Origin of the sequence: Pseudomonas sp. SWRI22, from assembly GCF_014268395.2 — a bacterium.
Taxonomy (GTDB): domain Bacteria; phylum Pseudomonadota; class Gammaproteobacteria; order Pseudomonadales; family Pseudomonadaceae; genus Aquipseudomonas; species Aquipseudomonas paracarnis.
The window spans coordinates 2,818,669-2,836,228 of sequence record NZ_JABWQK020000001.1; the positions used below are offsets into that span (position 1 = coordinate 2,818,669).

General features: G+C 61.1%; 13 protein-coding genes. 2 read left to right on the forward strand and 11 right to left on the reverse strand.

Features of this window, described 5'->3' with window-relative positions:
• The 11 genes from pgaA to HU730_RS12465 all read right to left on the reverse strand — a co-directional run bounded on the left by pgaA (position 1) and on the right by HU730_RS12465 (position 14,405).
• On the reverse strand, positions 1–2,481 hold the full coding sequence (pgaA, locus tag HU730_RS12415) for a poly-beta-1,6 N-acetyl-D-glucosamine export porin PgaA (RefSeq protein WP_089042756.1): 2,481 nt from the start codon (positions 2,479–2,481) through the stop codon (positions 1–3).
• A 336-nt stretch (positions 2,482–2,817) separates the two neighbouring features.
• Entirely contained in the window at positions 2,818–4,314 is a 1,497-nt protein-coding gene (locus tag HU730_RS12420) for a YdgA family protein (protein WP_186526688.1), read from the reverse strand.
• 252 nt (positions 4,315–4,566) lie between these two features.
• Complete coding sequence (locus tag HU730_RS12425; RefSeq protein WP_019819550.1) at positions 4,567–5,199, reverse strand: hypothetical protein; 633 nt, start codon at positions 5,197–5,199, stop codon at positions 4,567–4,569.
• Positions 5,200–5,280: 81 nt separating this feature from the next.
• Entirely contained in the window at positions 5,281–6,723 is a 1,443-nt protein-coding gene (locus tag HU730_RS12430) for an efflux transporter outer membrane subunit (RefSeq protein ID WP_057977820.1), read from the reverse strand.
• Positions 6,720–7,610 carry an efflux RND transporter periplasmic adaptor subunit gene (locus tag HU730_RS12435; protein WP_105225341.1) on the reverse strand — a complete coding sequence of 297 codons (891 nt, stop codon included), beginning with the start codon at positions 7,608–7,610 and terminating at the stop codon, positions 6,720–6,722. Before HU730_RS12435 ends, HU730_RS12430 begins: the two co-directional genes overlap by 4 nt.
• The gene (locus HU730_RS12440; protein WP_003187469.1) at positions 7,607–7,816 is read right to left on the reverse strand and encodes a DUF1656 domain-containing protein; all 210 of its coding nucleotides are present in this window, start codon (positions 7,814–7,816) and stop codon (positions 7,607–7,609) included. Before HU730_RS12440 ends, HU730_RS12435 begins: the two co-directional genes overlap by 4 nt.
• Entirely contained in the window at positions 7,813–9,891 is a 2,079-nt protein-coding gene (locus HU730_RS12445) for an FUSC family protein (RefSeq protein ID WP_034125425.1), read from the reverse strand. Before HU730_RS12445 ends, HU730_RS12440 begins: the two co-directional genes overlap by 4 nt.
• Positions 9,888–10,307, reverse strand: a complete 420-nt coding sequence (locus HU730_RS12450; RefSeq protein ID WP_186526687.1) for a MarR family transcriptional regulator — start codon at positions 10,305–10,307, stop codon at positions 9,888–9,890. The genes HU730_RS12445 and HU730_RS12450 overlap by 4 nt, the downstream gene beginning before the upstream one ends.
• 666 nt (positions 10,308–10,973) lie before the next feature.
• The gene (locus HU730_RS12455) at positions 10,974–12,446 is read right to left on the reverse strand and encodes a Fic family protein (protein ID WP_186526686.1); all 1,473 of its coding nucleotides are present in this window, start codon (positions 12,444–12,446) and stop codon (positions 10,974–10,976) included.
• Between the two features lie 100 nt (positions 12,447–12,546).
• Positions 12,547–12,792 (reverse strand): DUF2789 domain-containing protein, encoded by a 246-nt coding sequence (locus HU730_RS12460; RefSeq protein ID WP_054896848.1) that lies wholly within the window; start codon positions 12,790–12,792, stop codon positions 12,547–12,549.
• Between the two features lie 32 nt (positions 12,793–12,824).
• Positions 12,825–14,405 (reverse strand): glycosyltransferase family 39 protein, encoded by a 1,581-nt coding sequence (locus HU730_RS12465; protein ID WP_186526685.1) that lies wholly within the window; start codon positions 14,403–14,405, stop codon positions 12,825–12,827.
• Between the two features lie 193 nt (positions 14,406–14,598).
• On the opposite strand from HU730_RS12465, the gene HU730_RS12470 reads away from it, so the two are divergent.
• Both HU730_RS12470 and HU730_RS12475 read left to right on the forward strand, forming a co-directional pair.
• Positions 14,599–16,761 carry an outer membrane assembly lipoprotein YfiO gene (locus tag HU730_RS12470; protein ID WP_186526684.1) on the forward strand — a complete coding sequence of 721 codons (2,163 nt, stop codon included), beginning with the start codon at positions 14,599–14,601 and terminating at the stop codon, positions 16,759–16,761.
• Entirely contained in the window at positions 16,758–17,462 is a 705-nt protein-coding gene (locus HU730_RS12475; protein ID WP_096144436.1) for a DUF3142 domain-containing protein, read from the forward strand. The genes HU730_RS12470 and HU730_RS12475 overlap by 4 nt, the downstream gene beginning before the upstream one ends.
• Positions 17,463–17,560 lie beyond the last annotated feature (98 nt).

Sequence of the window (17,560 nt, forward strand, 5' to 3'; positions counted from 1 at the left end):
TTAGAAACGGTAAGTGAGGTCGACGAGCAGGCGCAGATCGCGTTCGCGATCACCGTCATAAGGTCGGCTGATCAGGCTGAGGTTGGCGCCCATTTCCAGTACGTCATTCCAGCGATAGCGTTGGCCGTAGCCAATCAGGCCAATACCGCCGGTGGAGTAGTCACGCTGGCTGTAGGTACCCGCGCCGATTTGGAACTGCTGACTCCACTGGGTTTCATAGCGGTGATAGAGCACGTGATTGACGTTGATCATGGGCAACACCGTGAAGTCCGACTTCGGGTTGAAGTACACGGTGTCTTCCTTGCTGTTGCGGCTGGCGCCCACTTCCAGGCCCAGGTCCACTTGCACATGGGGCGAGCTGTAGAGGCCCTCGCGGCCGGTGAGCAAGGCTTCGAAGCGGTCGTTGCCGTCGCTGAAATGGGACGGGCTGAGGGTCAGTTTCCACTCGCGGCTTTCGTTGGCGCGCCAGCGGATAAAACCGCTGCCGCCGTTGGCTGTGACACCGTCATTCAGGGCCCGCAACGGCGTGGTGCTGAGCAAATAACCAAGGCTGCCGCCGTATTGCCAGTGGTCGTTGATGTCGCGGGCAATCGACACGCTGGCGCCTTGCTTGGAACCGTCGCCATAGGAATGGTTGGACACTTCGGCTTCGATGGTCATGTCACGGGTGCGACGCTCCACGCCCACGCGCTGCCAGCGATGTTGGCCAGTGCCCTCCTGGAAGTCGGCGGTGGCATAGCCGGCACCGGCGAACAGGCGCCAATCTTCGTCGATGGGAGGCGTGTAGATCACGCTTTCAATACCCCAGTCTCGGCTGCCGGAGACGGCACCAGCGTCGTTGTTATTGCCGCCACCGTAGCTCTTGCCGGTGTAGGCCTCGACACGCAACTCGGCCATGTCGTGCACATCGCGCAGGCGGCTCAGGCGCTGCACCTGACGGTTGTCCGGGTTACGGGCGAGCACGTCGTCGGTGAGCGCGTCCATCTGCCGCCATTCTTGCAAGTCCATGGCGGTATAGGCCTGGGAGACTTCCAGGCCGATATCGCGGGGAGCCTGGGTTTCAGTTTCCTTGAGCGTGCCTTCGGCGCGACGCGGCCAGTCGCGGGCGCGGTACATGTCGGCCTGGGCCAGGCGCAGGCCCACATTGCCCGGTGCCTTGGCCACCAGCGCTTCCAGGCTGGCTTCGCTGCCGGGCAGGTCACCGCCATAGGTACCGGCCTGGGCGGATAATTGTTGCGCGTCCATCCAGTTGTCATTGGGGTTACCAATGGGCAAGCCCTTGAGCTCAACGCGGGGGTTTTGCTCCTTGGCCAGGTTGTTAGCGACCTGGCGAGCCTCTTCGACCTTGTCGCTTTCCAACAAGGCGTAGAACAGCGCCGTGCTGTCATCGACCCGATAGCTGGCATCGGTGTCGGGGGCGGTGAGTACCTGGCGGTACAACGGCTCGGCCTTTTCCGGCTGGCGCTGTTCCAGGTAAGAGCCGGCAACCCAACGCAACGCGTAGGTAGGTAGTTGCACGCCTTCGCCGGTGAGGGTCTGGTAATCGCGGATCACCTCGGCATGCCGTGCTCGCGCTTTGAGCGCGCCCAGGCGGTCAATGCGCCAGCGGATGACGTCGTCCTTGGCTGTGGCGTCCGGCGCCCAGCGACTGATCAGTTTGTCGTAGTCCTGCAGGGCACGGTCTGCGATGACGTAGCGTTCCTTCTCGCTGCGTGTGGCGAACTCAGCCATGCGCACACGCTCGGCGGCAAGGTCACCTTCGAGGCGGCGCTGGGTGACTGCGTCCACCAGCCCCGGGCGCTTGGCCGAGAGGCGCAGTGCCGGCTCCGGCAGCCGCGCCTTTTGCAGGGCAACGATGTATTCACGGGCCACTTCGGGTTTGTCACCGGCGCGGATAAAGGCTTGGTCGAATTCGAACAGCGCGTCGTAGTTCAGGCCGGCACGTGTCAGCGCATATCCCAGGGCCATGCGGCGATTGGGGTCATTGGGTTGCGCCGCCACCAGCGTGCGCAGGCGTTGTACCGCTTCGTTGGCTTTGCCGCCATCGGCCTGGGTGAGGGCCTGGCCCAGTTGCAGGTCGACGTTATTGGGTTCACGCAGCAGCGCCTGGCGATAGACCGCTTCGGCCTGAGCCCACTGCTTTTGATTGCGATAAGTGCGCGCCACCGTGGCGAGTGCCTGGGTGGTGAGGTTGCGATGCTTGCCTTGCGCCTCGTACACCTTGAGCACTTCGGCGTCTTGCCCGGCCCAGCCGGCGATCACCAGGTGGTCGCTGACCTGGCCTGGGGTCTGGCGTTCGGCGGAGAGTTGGCGAAGTTGGGTCAGCGCCGGCGTGAAGTGACCGTTGCGGGCCTGGATGATCAGGGCGTCGTAGGCAGGGTCGGCAAATGCAAGGCCTGGGACCAGCAATTGGCTGCACAGTGCGGCTCCGATAAGCAGACGCAACCGGCCTGAGGCACTGTAGGGGTGGTTTCGCAGCATGTCGTGAGCTTCCTTACACACGGAAAGCTCTAACGATAGATGGTCCTGAGCGAAACGCTTCAGGGTGTCGGCGTCTCGGGACCCGACCTAGCTTTCCTGTAGGAACTATCCCTTAGGGAAGTAGGGGGAAGCACAATTCAGAACAATTGTTCAGAATTGTACGACCGCGATTTTTTGCCCTCACACAAAACAAAAGTGGGAGCCGGGTTTGTGTGGGAGCCGGGCTTGCCCGCGATGCAGGCACCTCGGTCGTTCAGCCAGACCGGGGCGATGCTATCGCAGGCAAGCCAGCTCCCACACAAGCCAGCTCCCACATTTTTTTATCGCATTTCAGGTTTATTGGGCGCCGCTGACCGCACCGGCTTTGGACATCACAAAGCTGAGGAACTGCTCAACGGTCATCTTCTGGCCGTTGAAGGTCACCTCGTTGTTGGCGTAGTGCAGCTTGGAAACCACGTCGGTGCCCACCAGGGTCGCCAGTTGAGTACCGACCGCCATGCTGCTGACCATCTCGGCCGCCATCTGCGATTGCTGTTCGATGGCTTGCGGGTCGGTCACGCCGCCCACCTGGGCTTGAAGGGCCGCCACGTCGCTGATCATCGGCTTGGACAGGGTCAGGTTGGCATCCAGCAGCGAGACCATTTGCTTGCCCAGTTCAACCGGCGGCAGCTCCATGGACGTTGGCTTGGCCAGGTCCACCACCAGGTTGAACTTGCTTTCGCCACGGGTGGTTTTGAGCGACAGGTTTTCCACGGCCAGTTGCGGCTTGGCGGCCAGCACCTGGTTGACGTTGGCTTCCGCAAGGGCTTGCTCGGCTTCGGTCATTTGCAGCTCCGGCACCGGTTGACCGGCAGCAGCGGCAGCTTGCACCGGTTGCATCTTGTCCTGGTAGAGCTTGGTCAGCACCAGCATCGCCGGAATGTCGACGTTCTTCATGCTCACGGCCATGGCGGCCGAACCGACTGCTTTGCCCTGGTAGCCGATCTCGTCGATCTTGTAGTCGACGCGGCCAGCCAGGTTGTTGTCCTTGGTTTCGCTGGAGTCTTTCTGCTCGAAACCCTTGAGGGTCAGCACGGCTTTCTGCGGGCCGAAGGTGACCTTGGTGTCGGTCAGCTCCACGGTGTTCTGGCCGGTGTAGAAACCGAAGGTGGTTTTTTCCAGGTTGCTGGCGACGGTCAAGCCGGCCAGCTCCGCTTCGAACGGTGTGCCTTCGGCGTCCACTGCGGCAACCTTGAGGCTGTTCATGAAGCCTTCGGCCTTGACCTTCTGGCCTTCGGCGCTGCTGTCGAAGTTGAGGTTGGCGCCGGAGAAGCTCACCGAGGAAGTGGCGTCCTTGAACTCCAGGGGCAGCAATTCGATGTTGCCGCTGACCGAACGGCTATAGCCGATATTCGCCACGCCTTTGAGCGGCGACACGTCTTTGCTGGCGGCGAACCATTTTTCGGTGGTGGGGTTCTTTTCCAGTTCGTAGTGACTGGTGGCCATGACCGGCAACCACTTGAGGGTCACCAGGCGCGAGAACGGCAGCGGGCCGTGTTCGATGTGGTCGACGAACAGCAATTCGGGGTTCGGGTTGTCTTCGCCGAACACGCTGCCTTGGCCCTTGAGGCGATAGTGCGCGGTGCTGCTGAACACGCCACGGTCCAGGGACACCAGCTCCAGGGTCACGCTGCCATCGACGCCGGCCATGGAGGTCTGCAGTTCTTTATTGGCGCTCTGGATAGCGGTTTGCAGGACCGGCTCCAGTTGTTTACCGGTGTACCAGGCACCGCCCGCACTGACGGCGCCGACGGCGACAACAAAACCCAAGAAAACAACGGCTGGCTTATTCATGAAGTGACCTGATCAAATCCTGTGAGAAGTGGGCTGTCTTCCTTGAACCCTGTAGGGGTTCCTGTAGGAGCGAGCGTGCTCGCGAACAACGCATAGGCATCGCGTTCATTCAGAATGCACGCGTTATCGTTGGCGTCTTTCGCGAGCAAGCTCGCTCCTACAGTCGTGGCCCGTGTGGCCAAAGGCTGGGGAAGATTAGCACTGGCAGGCGTAAACGGCCCAACCTTTCAGAGGGATCAGTTCAGCAGGAGTTCAGGAGTACTCCTGTTCGACTTCATCCAGTTGGTGATCAAAACTCTTCAAGCGTGCGGTCCAGGTGTACACCAGCACCTCGAACTCACGATGTATCACGGCATTGCCGGGGGTGTCGGCCTTGGGGTCGCAAAAGTCCAGCTGGTAGCGCTCCCGGGCCATTTGCGTGGCCACGTCGGACAATTCCCGCGCGTTATCCAGCCAGTGCCTACCGTCAGCAACTTGCCGATCCAGCAGCACACATTGTTTTTTCAGGACTTCGAGGCTTTTTTCCAGCGGCGTGCCGGTGAGGTCGCCCATGACTTCCTGGAACGTGCGCCCCGGCTGCCAGTAACTGCCCCAGAAATAGCGATCGAACACGGTTTCGACACGGCGCAGGGCGACCTTGGTGTCCCAGATCGCCACGCGGGTCTTGCCCTGTTCGAGGAGTTTTTTCTTCACCCGCTGGTTTTGATACGACGCCCAGGCCACCACGCCGATGGATAAGGTGCCGATCACCAGGCAGGCGCTGTCGAGGAACACCATGGCCTTGTCGAGTTGATGGGCGAGCATGACGCCGTAAAAATACGCGGCCGATAACAAAACCAGTGCGAAGAGCACGCACCAGAAAGCGGGAGCATAAGGGTTTTTCATTCTTGGAATCCCCATGAGCAAACGCGAGCTTTGTCGGGTGAGGCGCCAGCGGGCCTCACCCAAGAAAGCATAGCAATCACCTCACGGTTTGCCGGGTTTTTCCCCTTGCGTTCGTCCGCTTTCCCAACCGCCGCCCAGGGCCAGGAACAGGTCGATCTGGCTCATGGCAACCTGGGTGTTGGCCGCCGCCAGTTGCGCACGCATATCGGTGTAGGTGCGCGTGGCTTGCAGGTCGGCCAGGAAGGATTCGCGGCCGGCCTGGAAGAAGCGATGGGTCTGGCCGGCGGCTTCTCGCGCCGACTGTTCGGCGTCGGCCAGGGCGTCGCGGCGTTGCAACACGGCGGTGTATTGGGCCAGGCCGGTCTGGGTTTCGCGGATGGCGTTGAGCACCACGCCGTCGAAGTGGGCCAGGGCACCCTGGGTCGCGGCTTCAGCTTCATGCACGCGGGCGCGAGCGCCGTTGGTCGGTACAGTCCAGCTGATCATCGGGCCAAAGCCCCAGCGGTTGGTGGCAGGCGTGCCGAGGTTCTCCAACAAGCCGACGGTGCCGACCGTGGCGCCGATGCTGATATCCGGGTACAACGCGCCGGTCGCCACACCGATGCGTGCCGTGGCGGCGGCCAGTTGGCGTTCGGCCTGGCGCACGTCCGGGCGGCGCTTGAGCAGCGTGGCGCCATCGCCTACCGGCAGCAGTTGAGCAATATGTGGCAGCTCGGCACAGGTGCCCGTGCCGGCTGGCAGTTGGTCGACAGGTTTGGCCAGCAACATCGACAGCCGGAACAGCGCCGCCTGACGCGAGGCTTCATAACGCGGTATATCGGCGCGCAGGGATTTGTATTGGGTTTGCGAACGAGTCACCTGGGTCTCATCGCCACGCCCGGCATCTCGCAAGCGCTGGGTCAGTTTGGTGCTCTGGGCTTGCAGGTCGAGGGACTCGTTGGCAATCGCCAGTTCTTCGTTGGCCGCGCACACCTGGGTATAGGAGCGCACCACATCGGCCACCAGGGTGATGCGGGCGATATCCGCCGCGGCCTGGGTGGCATCGGCGCTGGCCTGGGCGCTTTCGATGCCGCGCTGCAAGGTGCCGAACAGGTCGAATTGATAGGACGTGGTAATCCCGACGCTACCGATATTGCCTACCGGGACTTTGTCCGGCAGCAAGAAGGCCTCGCCAGATTCCTGCAAACGCTGGGCCTCGGCCTTGACGCCGGCACTCCAGCCGCCAGCGGATTCGGCCTGCTGCACCTGATAACGCGAGCGCTGCAGGTTGGCGGCGGCCACGCGCAGGTCGGTGTTGGAGGCCATGGCCTGGCGTACCAGTTCGTCCAGGCGCGGGTCTTTGTACAGCTTCCACCAATCCGCCGGCACCGGTGCCGACACCACGTTTTTGCCTTCACCCATGATCGGCCCTTGCAGGTCGCCACGGTTGACTGCGGCCTGTTCCGGCAGTTTGTAATCCGGGCCTACAACTTGGCAGGCCGACAGCAACAACCCCAGGGAAGCGGTTGCCAGAAGCCGCTTCATGGTTTGTCCCCGTCTTTAACTTTGTCGTCAATGATCGACACCGTCGCCGTGCGCCCGGCGATCATGCGAAAGTCCGCCGGCACGTCATCAAAGGCGATACGCACCGGGATCCGCTGGGCCAGGCGCACCCAGCTGAACGCCGGGTTGACGTTGGGCAACAGGTTGGAGCCGCTGCTGCGGTCGCGGTCTTCGATACCGGCGACGATGCTCTGCACGTGGCCATGCAGGCGCGCGTTGTCGCCGATCACACGGATATCCACGCCCATGCCGACGTGGATACCGTCGAGTTTGGTCTCTTCGAAATAGCCGTCGATGTGGAAGGAGTTGCTGTCTACCACCGACAGCACCGGGCGCCCGGCGGTGACGAACTCCTGGGTACGCGGTGCGCGGTCGTTGACGTAGCCGTCCACAGGGCTGCGGATCACCGAGCGGTCGAGGTTGAGTTGGGCGGAGTCCACCGTCACTTGCGCTTCGGCCAGTGCCGATTGGGCGCGGGCGACGCGGGACTGGCTCTCTTCCAGTTGCTCGCTGGGCACCAGGTTGCCCAGGCCACGGTTACGCTTGTACTCGCGCTGGGCCTGGGCCAGGGTTTCCTGGCGGTCGGCCACGGCGGCCTGGGCTTGGCGCAGGGCCAGCTTGAAGCGGTCCTGGTCGACGGCGAAGAGCACCTGGCCCTTGGTCACCAACTGGTTGTCGCGCACGTCAACGCGCTGGATCAGCCCGGAAACGTCCGGGGCGATCTGCACGATGTCGGCACGGATGTGGCCGTCACGGGTCCAGGGCGCAAACATGTAGTACATGACCATGCGCCACACAACGACGACCGCGAAACTCACGATCAACAACGTCAGGACGACACGGCCGATAGTCAAAAAAGGGTTTTTCATGTCATCAAATATCGACTGAGTGAGTCCACCGCGCCCAGCAACAGCGCGTAGAGCCCCACATTGAACAATGCCCGGTGCCAGACCAGGCGATAGAAGTGCATGCGCGTCAACAGCCCGTGCACCACCAGAAACAACACATAAGTAATGCCCATCAGCACCAGCAGCGTAGGCAGGAACACCCCACTGATATCCAGGTCACCGATCATAAAGGCGCTCCATCAGGTAACGGCGCTTCCATCTCTGTACCGCCAATGAACTCCACACCGGGCAACAGCGCCAGACGCAGGCCGGCCAAGGCGTGCAGCAGATGCAGGCGCGTGTCGTCTTCGTCTTGCAGACCCTGGCCATTGAGGGCGCGACGCGTGCGGTCCAGGGTCATCAGCAGACCGCTGGGCGCGGGCAAGCGTTCACCCGCCTTGAGGCAGGCCTTGAAGTAACCGCCCACGCCTTCCACCACCTGGTTGAGCAACACCCGTGGCACACCGAGGATGCGTGGCGAGTAGGCCAGCAGGTCGAGCAGGTTCAGCGCCACGCGCAGGTCACGCAGAGCGATGCCCGTGTCCTGGCCGGTGAGGGCCAGGCGCGGCAGGTGTTGCATCAGGCGGTCGAGCATTTGTACGGCCATGTGCCGGTGCTCGGCCAGGGTGGCGGGCTCGGTGAGGCTGACGATGTCGCGCCAGCTGAAACGGGTGAGGCGCTTGGCCGCCAATTCAGCGCCGAAGGGTCGGGCGATCAACGTCCACACGAACGCGAACAGCAGGCCAACGGGCCCGGCCAGGTTGACGTTGGCGAAGTTGAGAAAGTCCGCGTCATAGGCGCCCTGGATGCTGATGAACGACGAGGTGTTCACCAGCGTCAGCAACATGCCCAGGTAGAAGCGTGGCTGAACCGTAAGGGTGCCGATGCAGATAAACGGCACGGCGAAGGCCAGCACCAGCATGGGGAAGTCATGCAGGTTGGGCAGCACCAGAAACAGATACAAGCTGGCGAACAGCACCGACATGGCGGTCCAGAAAAAGAACCGGTAGATCTGCGGTGCCGGATCGTCCATCGAGGCGAAAAAGCTGCAGGCGACGGCGGCAAGGATCACCGCGCTGCCGCCGTCGGTCCAGCCCAGCAGAATCCACAGCACCGAGGCGACGATGATCGCGGTCACGGTGGAGAACGCCGAGTAGAACATCAGCCCACGGTCGAGGAACGGCGTGAGCCGTCCCAGGCGCCAGTGGCGGTAGACGGCGCGCCAGGTGTCCTGGCTTTCACACTGGATGGCGGCTTGCAGGCTACGACAGTCTTGCCACAGGTCGACCCATTCGCCCAGGCGGTACAGGGCGTTGGAGAACAGCAACGTATGACGGTCATCCAGCGCTTCGCCCTGGGGTTGAGCGGCGTCGATCTTGTCGCGCAGCAGGCGCCAGCTTTCCAGTGGCGCGGCTTCGGTGGTGCTTTGCAGCCAGGCGCTGGCATCTTCCAGCAGCGGCGTGAGCTGATCGAGAAACTCTGGCGCACGGTGCTCAATGGCGTACACCGCATCGTCCAAAGCGTCGATCACTGGCAGCAGGTGAATCATGCGCCCGCGCAGTTCCTTGGTGTTGCGTACCGTCTGCGGGCGTGCGCCTTCGTGGGGCAGCTGGCCGATCATCAATTCAAGGGTGTTGAAGGTGGCGACCATGCCGCCGCGCAGGTTGCTGACTTCTTGCGGGTCGACCTTGCGGCTGAGAAAGCGCTGGCTATAGACCTGCGCGTCGCTGAACCACTTGGCCACCGAGCCATCGAACACCGGCATCAGCCGCCGAGGCCAGAACATCGCGCCCACCACCGCTGCGACTGCGATGCCGAGGAAGATTTCTTCGGTACGCGCCTCCGCCACATCCCAGACCGCCAAGGGGTTATCCACCACCGGCAAGGCAATCAGCGGCAAGGTGTAGCCGGCCAGCATCAGGGCGTAGTTATTGGCGGTGCGCAGGTGCATGGACAGAAACAGCAAGGTGCCGGTCCACAACGCAATCACCACCACCAGAATGTAGGGTGACTGCACGAACATCGGCACAAACAGCACCGCCGCCGCCGCGCCCATCAAGGTGCCGATGGCGCGGTACAGGGCTTTGGAACTGGTAGGGCCGACAAACGGGCTGGATACGATATACACCGTGGCCATCGCCCAGTACGGACGCGGCATCTGCATGAGCATGGCGATATACAGCGCGATCATCGACGCGGCGAAAGTACGCACCCCGTAGAACCAATCGCGGGCAGGCGGGAAGCCGGTAAAAAATCCGTTCAAGGCGACACAGCCTCGGCCGCTTCGAAGGCGCGCAATACACGCAGTGCCGCTTGCAGATCGTCGCGGGCGATATCCGCCAACACGTCCTTGCGCAGGCGCACCAGTTGCGCCTCCACCGCCTGCACCAGCTCACGGCCACGCTCGGTAAGGCTCAAGGCCTTGGCGCGGCGGTCGTGGATGTCTTCGGTGCGGCAGACGTAACCGTCACCGCACAGCCGGTCGAGCAGGCGCACCAGTGATGGGCTTTCCATACCGGAAGCCTGGGCTACTTTGACCTGGTGTACCCCGTCGCCCAAGCGACCGATCATCAACAACGGCACGGCGCAGGCTTCGGAGATGCCATAGCTCACCAGCGTGGTCTGGCAGATTTTGCGCCAATTACGGGCGCCCACCACCATGCTGCTGCTGAGGCTCATCTGGAGTTGTTCGAGGGATTGAGGCACTGGATAGTTCGCATACAGTTAGTTTGCTAACTATCAATATGGTCGATGCATGGAGCATCGTCAAGTTTTGAAACAATTTCGCAGATGAGTGGTGGGATGTGGCTTGAGTAAAGCGGGTTTTAGGGTAGGCATCAGCAAATCGCTGATATTCGCCATACGACAAACAAAATGTGGGAGCTGGCTTGCCTGCGAAAGCGGTGGTTCAGTTGAATATTCAGTGACTGACACGCCGCTTTCGCGGGCAAGCCCGCTCCCACATTAGGTCAGCGTCAGCATTTTTTGCTCCATCGCCACACGCTCCAGACTTTTAAAATCTCCGACGCACCGATCAATCCAGCCATTGCCAGTACGTTGTAATGCGGGAAAACTCGAGCGCCAATCAACAGGAGCGAAACGGACGGAATAATGTGCACAAGTCGTAAGGGGGTTTGAAAAAAGACAAGCCACCTGACTGATTTTTTCTGAAGAAAAAACATGGCACAGGATGCAAAAATTGAGGCCTGTAAAACCAACGCCCCCATAAACATGACAACTTGCACATCACTGTGCTCTCGCAAAACATCTGAGGCGCTTATCACATCACTCAGATACGGAATTCCTTTTTTTCATACGCCTCATCTGGCGTGACTGGATGACCTCTTACTCGCCCATCAACCTCAAGCTGTCCTCCTCAATAAACTCAAACACCTCCTCCGCCACACTGTACTGAAACTGCTTACGCCGATGCTTGGAAAGCTTCCCACCGTTATCCAGGCACATCATCACCAGCTTCGACAGATCGCTGCCGCGCACGTCGTAGCGTTGGTTCACCGCTTTGATCACTTGGTCATAACGGTCGAGGAATTCGGTTTCTTCGCGCAGTTCCACTTCCAGTGCGCGGCGGGCCATTTGCAGGGTGAATTCGACGCAACGGGTCGCATCCCAGTAGCGATAGATCGAGGGGTGGCCGATGAAGTCGATCGCCATGTGGTCGGCGTCCAGCCAGGTGACGTTCCAGAATTCCCGAGTCGGCTGGGAGAAGGTCTTGAGTGCCTCCAGATAGGCTTGTTCCTCGTGTTTCATGGCGACAGAGACCGGTAGCAGCAAACCATTTTCCAGTGCGCCGTAGTGGCAGAGCGTCTGGTGAATCAGGAAGCGAGACAGGCGCCCATTACCGTCCATGAACGGGTGCAGGAAGACGAAACCAAAAGCGGTGACCGCGGCCGCCACTAAAGGATCGACGTCTCGCACGGGCTGGTTGGCGAAGGCCATCAGCTCTTCCATTAATTCCTGGCAAAGCGCGGGAGCTGGCGGCACGTAGCTCACACCGGCTGCGCCGCGTAGCCCGTTGTGCAGATGGTTCTGTTCGTGGCGAAACGCGACGGCTTTGTCAAACGGATTGGAGATGGTGCTGTTTTGCAGCTCGACCAAGTAGTCCTCGGTGAGCAACCGGCCTTCGTGGGCCTGGCGCAGGAGTTGGACGAAGCGGCGGGATTTTTCTTCGCTGGGTTGTTCTTTTTCGATGGCAAATGAGTCGCGGGTTTCGTGCAGGTATGCCCACTGGATGGCGCGGTCCATCATTTCGGGAGGGAGGGTGGCCATGAAGGATTTGGCACGAGCCAATACATCAAGCGCCAACAACGCTTCCAGCTCAGGCGTTCGCTCTACGGTGGCGCAATAATGTAAAGAGCCCAAACCGTTAAAATCCACTCGCCAACGACTGTTGCGAATGCTCGGGCCGGTTACATAGCGCTGGGGATCGAACAAGGGAACAACGCGACCACGAACAGGAAGGGTGTGATCCAGCATTTTCCCGGTAAAGCCTTCCCACAGAAAACAGGCTTTTCGGATAAACGCACCGTTAGGCGAGTCGGCCAGCGCGTTCAAAAACGGTTCTGGGCCGAGCTGTTCAAACACCTGGGCAAGTATCGCCAGGTTCACGCCTTCATGCTTAAGCGCAAATAACACATGCTCAAACAGCGCATGTTGGGCGGGCGCCACCGAATGGGGAACTGCCAGGCAGTCGCCGATCAAGGTAATCCTGGTCACCGGCTTGATCATCGCAGTCCTCAAGGGTGCGATAACCTTTAGATCCAGCGCATCACACAGATGAGCGTATCCGACTGTTGGCATGGCGAGCTTTCCAGAAAAAATTCACTTAGGCGATTAAAGCCCAGTTTTTTTTACCGCTCACCATTTTTTTTTACATACTCGCCCTTATTTGGATATTTTTTTACACCTCTCGCCCACTCCGCAACATCAAGTTCAACTCATCCACCACCACCGCCCAATCCGCATCATCCAGAATCTCTTCACGCAAAAATGCCTTCTGGGCGTCGCTCCAAAAAAACGCATCCGCCAGTTTCAACTCCGGCTTGAGCGGCGAATGAGAGGCGACAAATTGCTCGATACTGACCGGGTCGTGCGGTAAGCCAAGCTGTTTGAACAAAGCCGGTAGGCTGTGCACTGGCGATTCCATGGAGGGTTCCTCATAAGTAGGTTGAAGTGAGTCTAGCGGCAGCCTTCAGGTTGCGGCGCCGGTGCGTTGCATAGCACGAACAACCGCGCCCTGGCGCCACCGCCGTCCTGGCGACTGAGTTCGCGCCAGCCGTTGGGCAGTGGCGCGAATTCATCCGGGGCTTCGTTGCTGCTGATCAACCATACCCGTCGCGTTTGAGCAGGCAGTGCTGAGAGGCGGTCCAGATAGATGCGGCCACCGTCCTGGTCCACCAGTGTGCCGAAACCATAGGCGTTCGGGCGAGTGGCAGTCCCGTCGGGTTTGGGGGGTGTGTAGAGCTGAAGTTGGGCGTCGGTCTGGTCGTAATACACGTAGCTGAGGTACCACATCATGTCGCTGAGGACGATGCGGTCGCCTTCCTGGTAGTTGCGATTGACGAACTCCACCGGCACGTTGAACTGGTCGTGTTCATCCACCTCGAAGTTGTTCTTTAACCCCAGCAGTTCTACGCCAACAAACAGTGCGAACAACGCCACGCCCAGCCAGGACAAACGGGACGGCAAACGGTCGATGGCAAGCGCCAGGACTATCGGCAGACCTAACGCATACACCGTGAGGTATCGCTCGATAAACACGGGCGAGATAAAGGACACGCCATAGACCAGCAGCAGCGGTAGCAGGCAAAACAGTGCCGGTAGGCGCGCCGCGTTATTGCGCCAGGCCGTCGATACAACCACCCCGGCGAGCAGCAGGGGGAACAGCCAGAACAGCGGCGGCCACAGGCCGAGACCGTCATCCTGCAACAGGAACTGCCAGACCATCGATGGCAGCGACAGTAGATTGACTGGCTCTTCCCAACCAATGTCGCCGCCGACTTTGAGCTGTTCGACGTGCTGCACCAGGTCCAGCAGGTTGGGCAGCCAGGGTAGATACAGCAACACTATCGCCACGTTGGCGACCCACCAGGCAGGTCGCGTGATCAAGCGCTGACCCGGCGCCTGCGACCCCAGGTACGCCCAATGCACCAGCACGCACAGCGCGGTGAAGTAGTGGGTATAGAACCCGGCGCTCATCAGCAGCACATACACAGCCAAATAACGTGCGCGCTCGGGCTGCCTCACCCAGTACACCAGCGCCAGCGTGGCGCCCAGCAGCCACACGCCCAGCAGCGAATACATGCGCACTTCCTGGCTGTAGCGCACCGCCGTGGGCAGCAGCGCCAACAGGATCCCCGCCAGCACGGCCGCGCGGCGGGTGGACAGTTGCCGTGTCAGCCAGATGCCCAGGCCCACTACGGCAATACCGGGGATCGCACTCAGGCTGCGAATCGAGCCGATGCTGTCGCCGAACACCTCGATCCAACCGCGCAGCAGCAAGAAGTACAGCGGCGGGTGCACATCATGGGCCGCGTGAAACCACAGGTCGGCCAGGGCGTATTCGCTCAGTAACAGGCTGGAGCCTTCGTCGCCCCAGATCGCCGCCGAGGTGAGGTGGTAAAACCGCAGGGCCATGGCCAGCGCCAGGATCGGCACCCACCACAGGCGGCTGAGCCAGCCGGCACCTTCCCAGCTCAAGCGATGAAAGGCAGGCAATGCCCCGACTTTTTCGTGTTGCTCTACCACAGACCGACGCATATCGACTCCGCTACTACTGCCCTCTTACAGGACAAACACTGCGCATGCGCAAACACCGCCACTCTAGGCCAAAAGCCCTGGCCTCGCCGCTGGAATCGGACAAATCAGCAATTTGTGTAGGCCTTCACCGAAGCACGTGTCGGATCAGGCTATTATTGGCCCTTCTCCAAGGACTCAGGATCAAGGAAACGTTATGCGCATCGGTTTGCTGTCACCTCTGGCCCTGGCCCTGTTGGCCGGTTTTTCCCTACCGGCCCAGGCCAGCTCTGACGACTCGTGTTACCCCGATTGGCGGGTATCGCGTGACAGCTACGAGCCGTGCAGCAACCAGCCCTTTCTCAGCCCGGGCAACGACAGCCGGGTCAACCTGCGCCTGTTGCTGGCCGACAAAAAAGCTGCGCCCCTGGCTCCGAATGCCTTGGGCGAAGACGATTTGGCGCAAGGCTTTGGCCCGGTGCCGTTTCCGGTGTACCGCCTGGTGCCGGTTCCGGCCACGAATGAGGAGCCTGACAACAAGGCTGACGATTCACGCACAGCCGAACTCGACACTTTGCTCCAGCCCCTGGGTATCAAGCGCGAGGAGTACAAGACCGCAGGCCAGGCCTTCCTGAATGGCGAAGGCAGCCGTTGCCGCAGCAATGACGATGACAGCGCCACGGCGTTTATCAGCCAGGTGATCAAGGCCCAGATGCCGCCCGCCGAGCGCGATGTGTTGGTAAAAGCACGCCTGCAGCTGCTGACAACCTGTGACTGGAGCCGCCAAGTCGTGGACGCGCAGTTGACCTCCTCGGCCAACGCCCAGTTGTTTCGCACCTATTTGCAGGCCGCTGGCGACTTCTACAGCGGGCGCTTCGATTACGCCGAGCGCGGGTTCGCCGCCGCCGCCACCAGCGATGTGCCGTGGCTGAAGGAAACGGCGCTGTACATGACTGCGCGTACGTCGCTGAATCAGGCCCAGGCTGAAGCCTTCGACGAATACGGCATGCCGCAACGCGAGCATGTGGATAAGTCGGCCCTGAGCGATGCCGAGCAAGGCTTTCTCGGTTACCTGAAAACTTACCCACAGGGCGATTACGTCGCCTCCGCCCGTGGGCTCTTGCGCCGTGTGCACTGGCTGGCGAACGACGACGCCAAGCTTGCCGAAGACTTCACCTGGCAATTCACCGAGGCCACCGACGCCCAGCGCAATGTGAGCGTGGACGAACTGGTGGAAGAGGCCGACCTCAAGTTACTGATGGTCGGCAACAAAGCCGCGAACAGCCCGATGCTGCAAGTGGTCAGCGACCTGATGGCGATGCGCGCCCACACCCCGCCGCTGTTGAGCCGCGAAGACCTGGATAAGCAAAAGAGCACCTTCGCCACTGAGCCGGCGCTGTTTGACTTCCTGCAAGCCAGCTATGCCCTGTATGTCGAGCACCAACCCGACACGGCCTTGAAGCACCTGCCTGCGGATGTGCCATCGAGCCTGGATTACTTCGCCTTCAGCCAACAGACCCTGCGCGCCCTCGCCCTGGAGGCCAAGCAGGACTGGAACGGCGCCGAAGCCCTGTGGCTGCAACTGCTGCCGCTGGCCAAGCAACCGCTGCAACGTGACCATCTGGAGCTGGCATTGGCCATGAACTACGAGCGCAGCGGCCAACTGGCCAAGGTGTTCGCCGCCGACTCACCGATCAGCGCCAAGCAAGTGCGCTACATCCTGCTGCGCAACGTCGCCGGCCCCGACCTGCTGCGTCAGCAGATCGCCAACGCCAGCGACCCGACCGAGCGCCAGAGTGCGCAATTCGTGCTGCTCTACAAAGACCTGCTGCGCGGCCAGTACGCCACCTTCGCCGATGATCTCAAGCAGGCCTCGCTCTCTGGCGACAAACTCGGCACCAGCCTGGGCTACACCTATACCAGCGGCCAGACCTTGAAGCTGTTCCAGTGGAACGGCGACAAGGCCGAATCCGGCTACGCCTGCCCAAGCATCGCGCAAACCGCCGCGACCTTGCAGGACGAGGCCAAAAACCCGCACGCCTTGAACTGCTTCGGCGAGTTCATCCTGCGCAACGGTCTGGACGGCATGCCCCTGGAACAACCCCGCGCCGCCGGCAGCCTGGGCAGTACCGCCTCGGACTTCAAGGGTGAAACCTTCTCGCGCCTGGACGGCTACAAACAGGTGATCGCCAACGCCAAGGCGCCGAAAACCGACAAGGCCTATGCGTTGTTCCGCGCCATCAACTGCTACGCGCCGGCCGGCTACAACAGCTGCGGCGGCGAAGACGTTGCGCCGGCAGTGCGCAAAGCCTGGTTCCGCCAACTCAAGAGCAGTTTTGCCGATACCCAGTGGGGCAAATCGCTGCAGTACTACTGGTGAAATCGCTGTGGCTAGGCTTGCTGTTGCTGGCAAGCCCGGCTTTTGGCGCCGTTGACGCAGGCGACTACGACGCCTTCTGGCTGTGGAGTGGCGTCACGCCCCAGCCGGTCATCAAGCAGGCAAAAACCCTGTACATCCTGCAAGGCCAGATCAACGCCACGCGCCGCGCACCCCAGCGCGGTGTACAACTGATCGCCCAGGGCATGAGCGTGCCGCGCATTACTCAAGGCGACGTCTGGGTGGTGTACCGCGCCCACACCCTGCGCTGGCCGGAACGGGTCTACACCCAGGTGCTGGGCCAGGTGCAACGCTGGCGTGACGCCGGCAACCCGGTGGTCGGTATCCAGATCGACTTCGATGCCCGCACCCAATACCTGCATGAATACGCCGACTTCCTGCGCGACCTGCGCCAACGCCTGCCCGCCGGCCTGCGCCTGAGCATCACCGGCCTGATGGACTGGAGCAGCAACGCCGACCCGGCCGCCATCGCCCAGCTCAAGGGTGTAGTGGATGAAGTGGTGGTGCAGACCTATCAAGGGCGTCACAGCATCCCGGATTACGCGGCGTATTTGCCGCGGATGAATCGGCTGGGGGTGCCGTTCAAGATTGGCTTGATTCAGGGCGGGGAGTGGCAAGAGCCGGGGTATCTGCGGGGCAATGAGTGGTTTCGGGGGTATGTGGTGTTTTTGCAAAACCTTTGAAGTTTGGTAACACCTGTAGGAGCGAGCTTGCTCGCGAAAAACGTCAACGACAACGCGTGTTTCCTGATTGAACGCGGCGCCTGTGAGTTTTTCGCGAT

What these genes read in the sequence shown, in the direction of transcription:
- HU730_RS12420 (WP_186526688.1), bottom strand. Translation starts at nt 4,314, where the DNA reads ATGAATAAGCCAGCCGTTGTTTTCTTGGGTTTTGTTGTCGCCGTCGGC.
- HU730_RS12440 (WP_003187469.1), bottom strand. Translation starts at nt 7,816, where the DNA reads ATGATCGGTGACCTGGATATCAGTGGGGTGTTCCTGCCTACGCTGCTG.
- HU730_RS12435 (WP_105225341.1), bottom strand. Translation starts at nt 7,610, where the DNA reads ATGAAAAACCCTTTTTTGACTATCGGCCGTGTCGTCCTGACGTTGTTG.
- HU730_RS12430 (WP_057977820.1), bottom strand. Translation starts at nt 6,723, where the DNA reads ATGAAGCGGCTTCTGGCAACCGCTTCCCTGGGGTTGTTGCTGTCGGCC.
- pgaA (WP_089042756.1), bottom strand. Translation starts at nt 2,481, where the DNA reads ATGCTGCGAAACCACCCCTACAGTGCCTCAGGCCGGTTGCGTCTGCTT.
- HU730_RS12450 (WP_186526687.1), bottom strand. Translation starts at nt 10,307, where the DNA reads ATGAGCCTCAGCAGCAGCATGGTGGTGGGCGCCCGTAATTGGCGCAAA.
- HU730_RS12455 (WP_186526686.1), bottom strand. Translation starts at nt 12,446, where the DNA reads ATGCCAACAGTCGGATACGCTCATCTGTGTGATGCGCTGGATCTAAAG.
- HU730_RS12425 (WP_019819550.1), bottom strand. Translation starts at nt 5,199, where the DNA reads ATGAAAAACCCTTATGCTCCCGCTTTCTGGTGCGTGCTCTTCGCACTG.
- HU730_RS12465 (WP_186526685.1), bottom strand. Translation starts at nt 14,405, where the DNA reads ATGCGTCGGTCTGTGGTAGAGCAACACGAAAAAGTCGGGGCATTGCCT.
- HU730_RS12470 (WP_186526684.1), top strand. Translation starts at nt 14,599, where the DNA reads ATGCGCATCGGTTTGCTGTCACCTCTGGCCCTGGCCCTGTTGGCCGGT.
- HU730_RS12460 (WP_054896848.1), bottom strand. Translation starts at nt 12,792, where the DNA reads ATGGAATCGCCAGTGCACAGCCTACCGGCTTTGTTCAAACAGCTTGGC.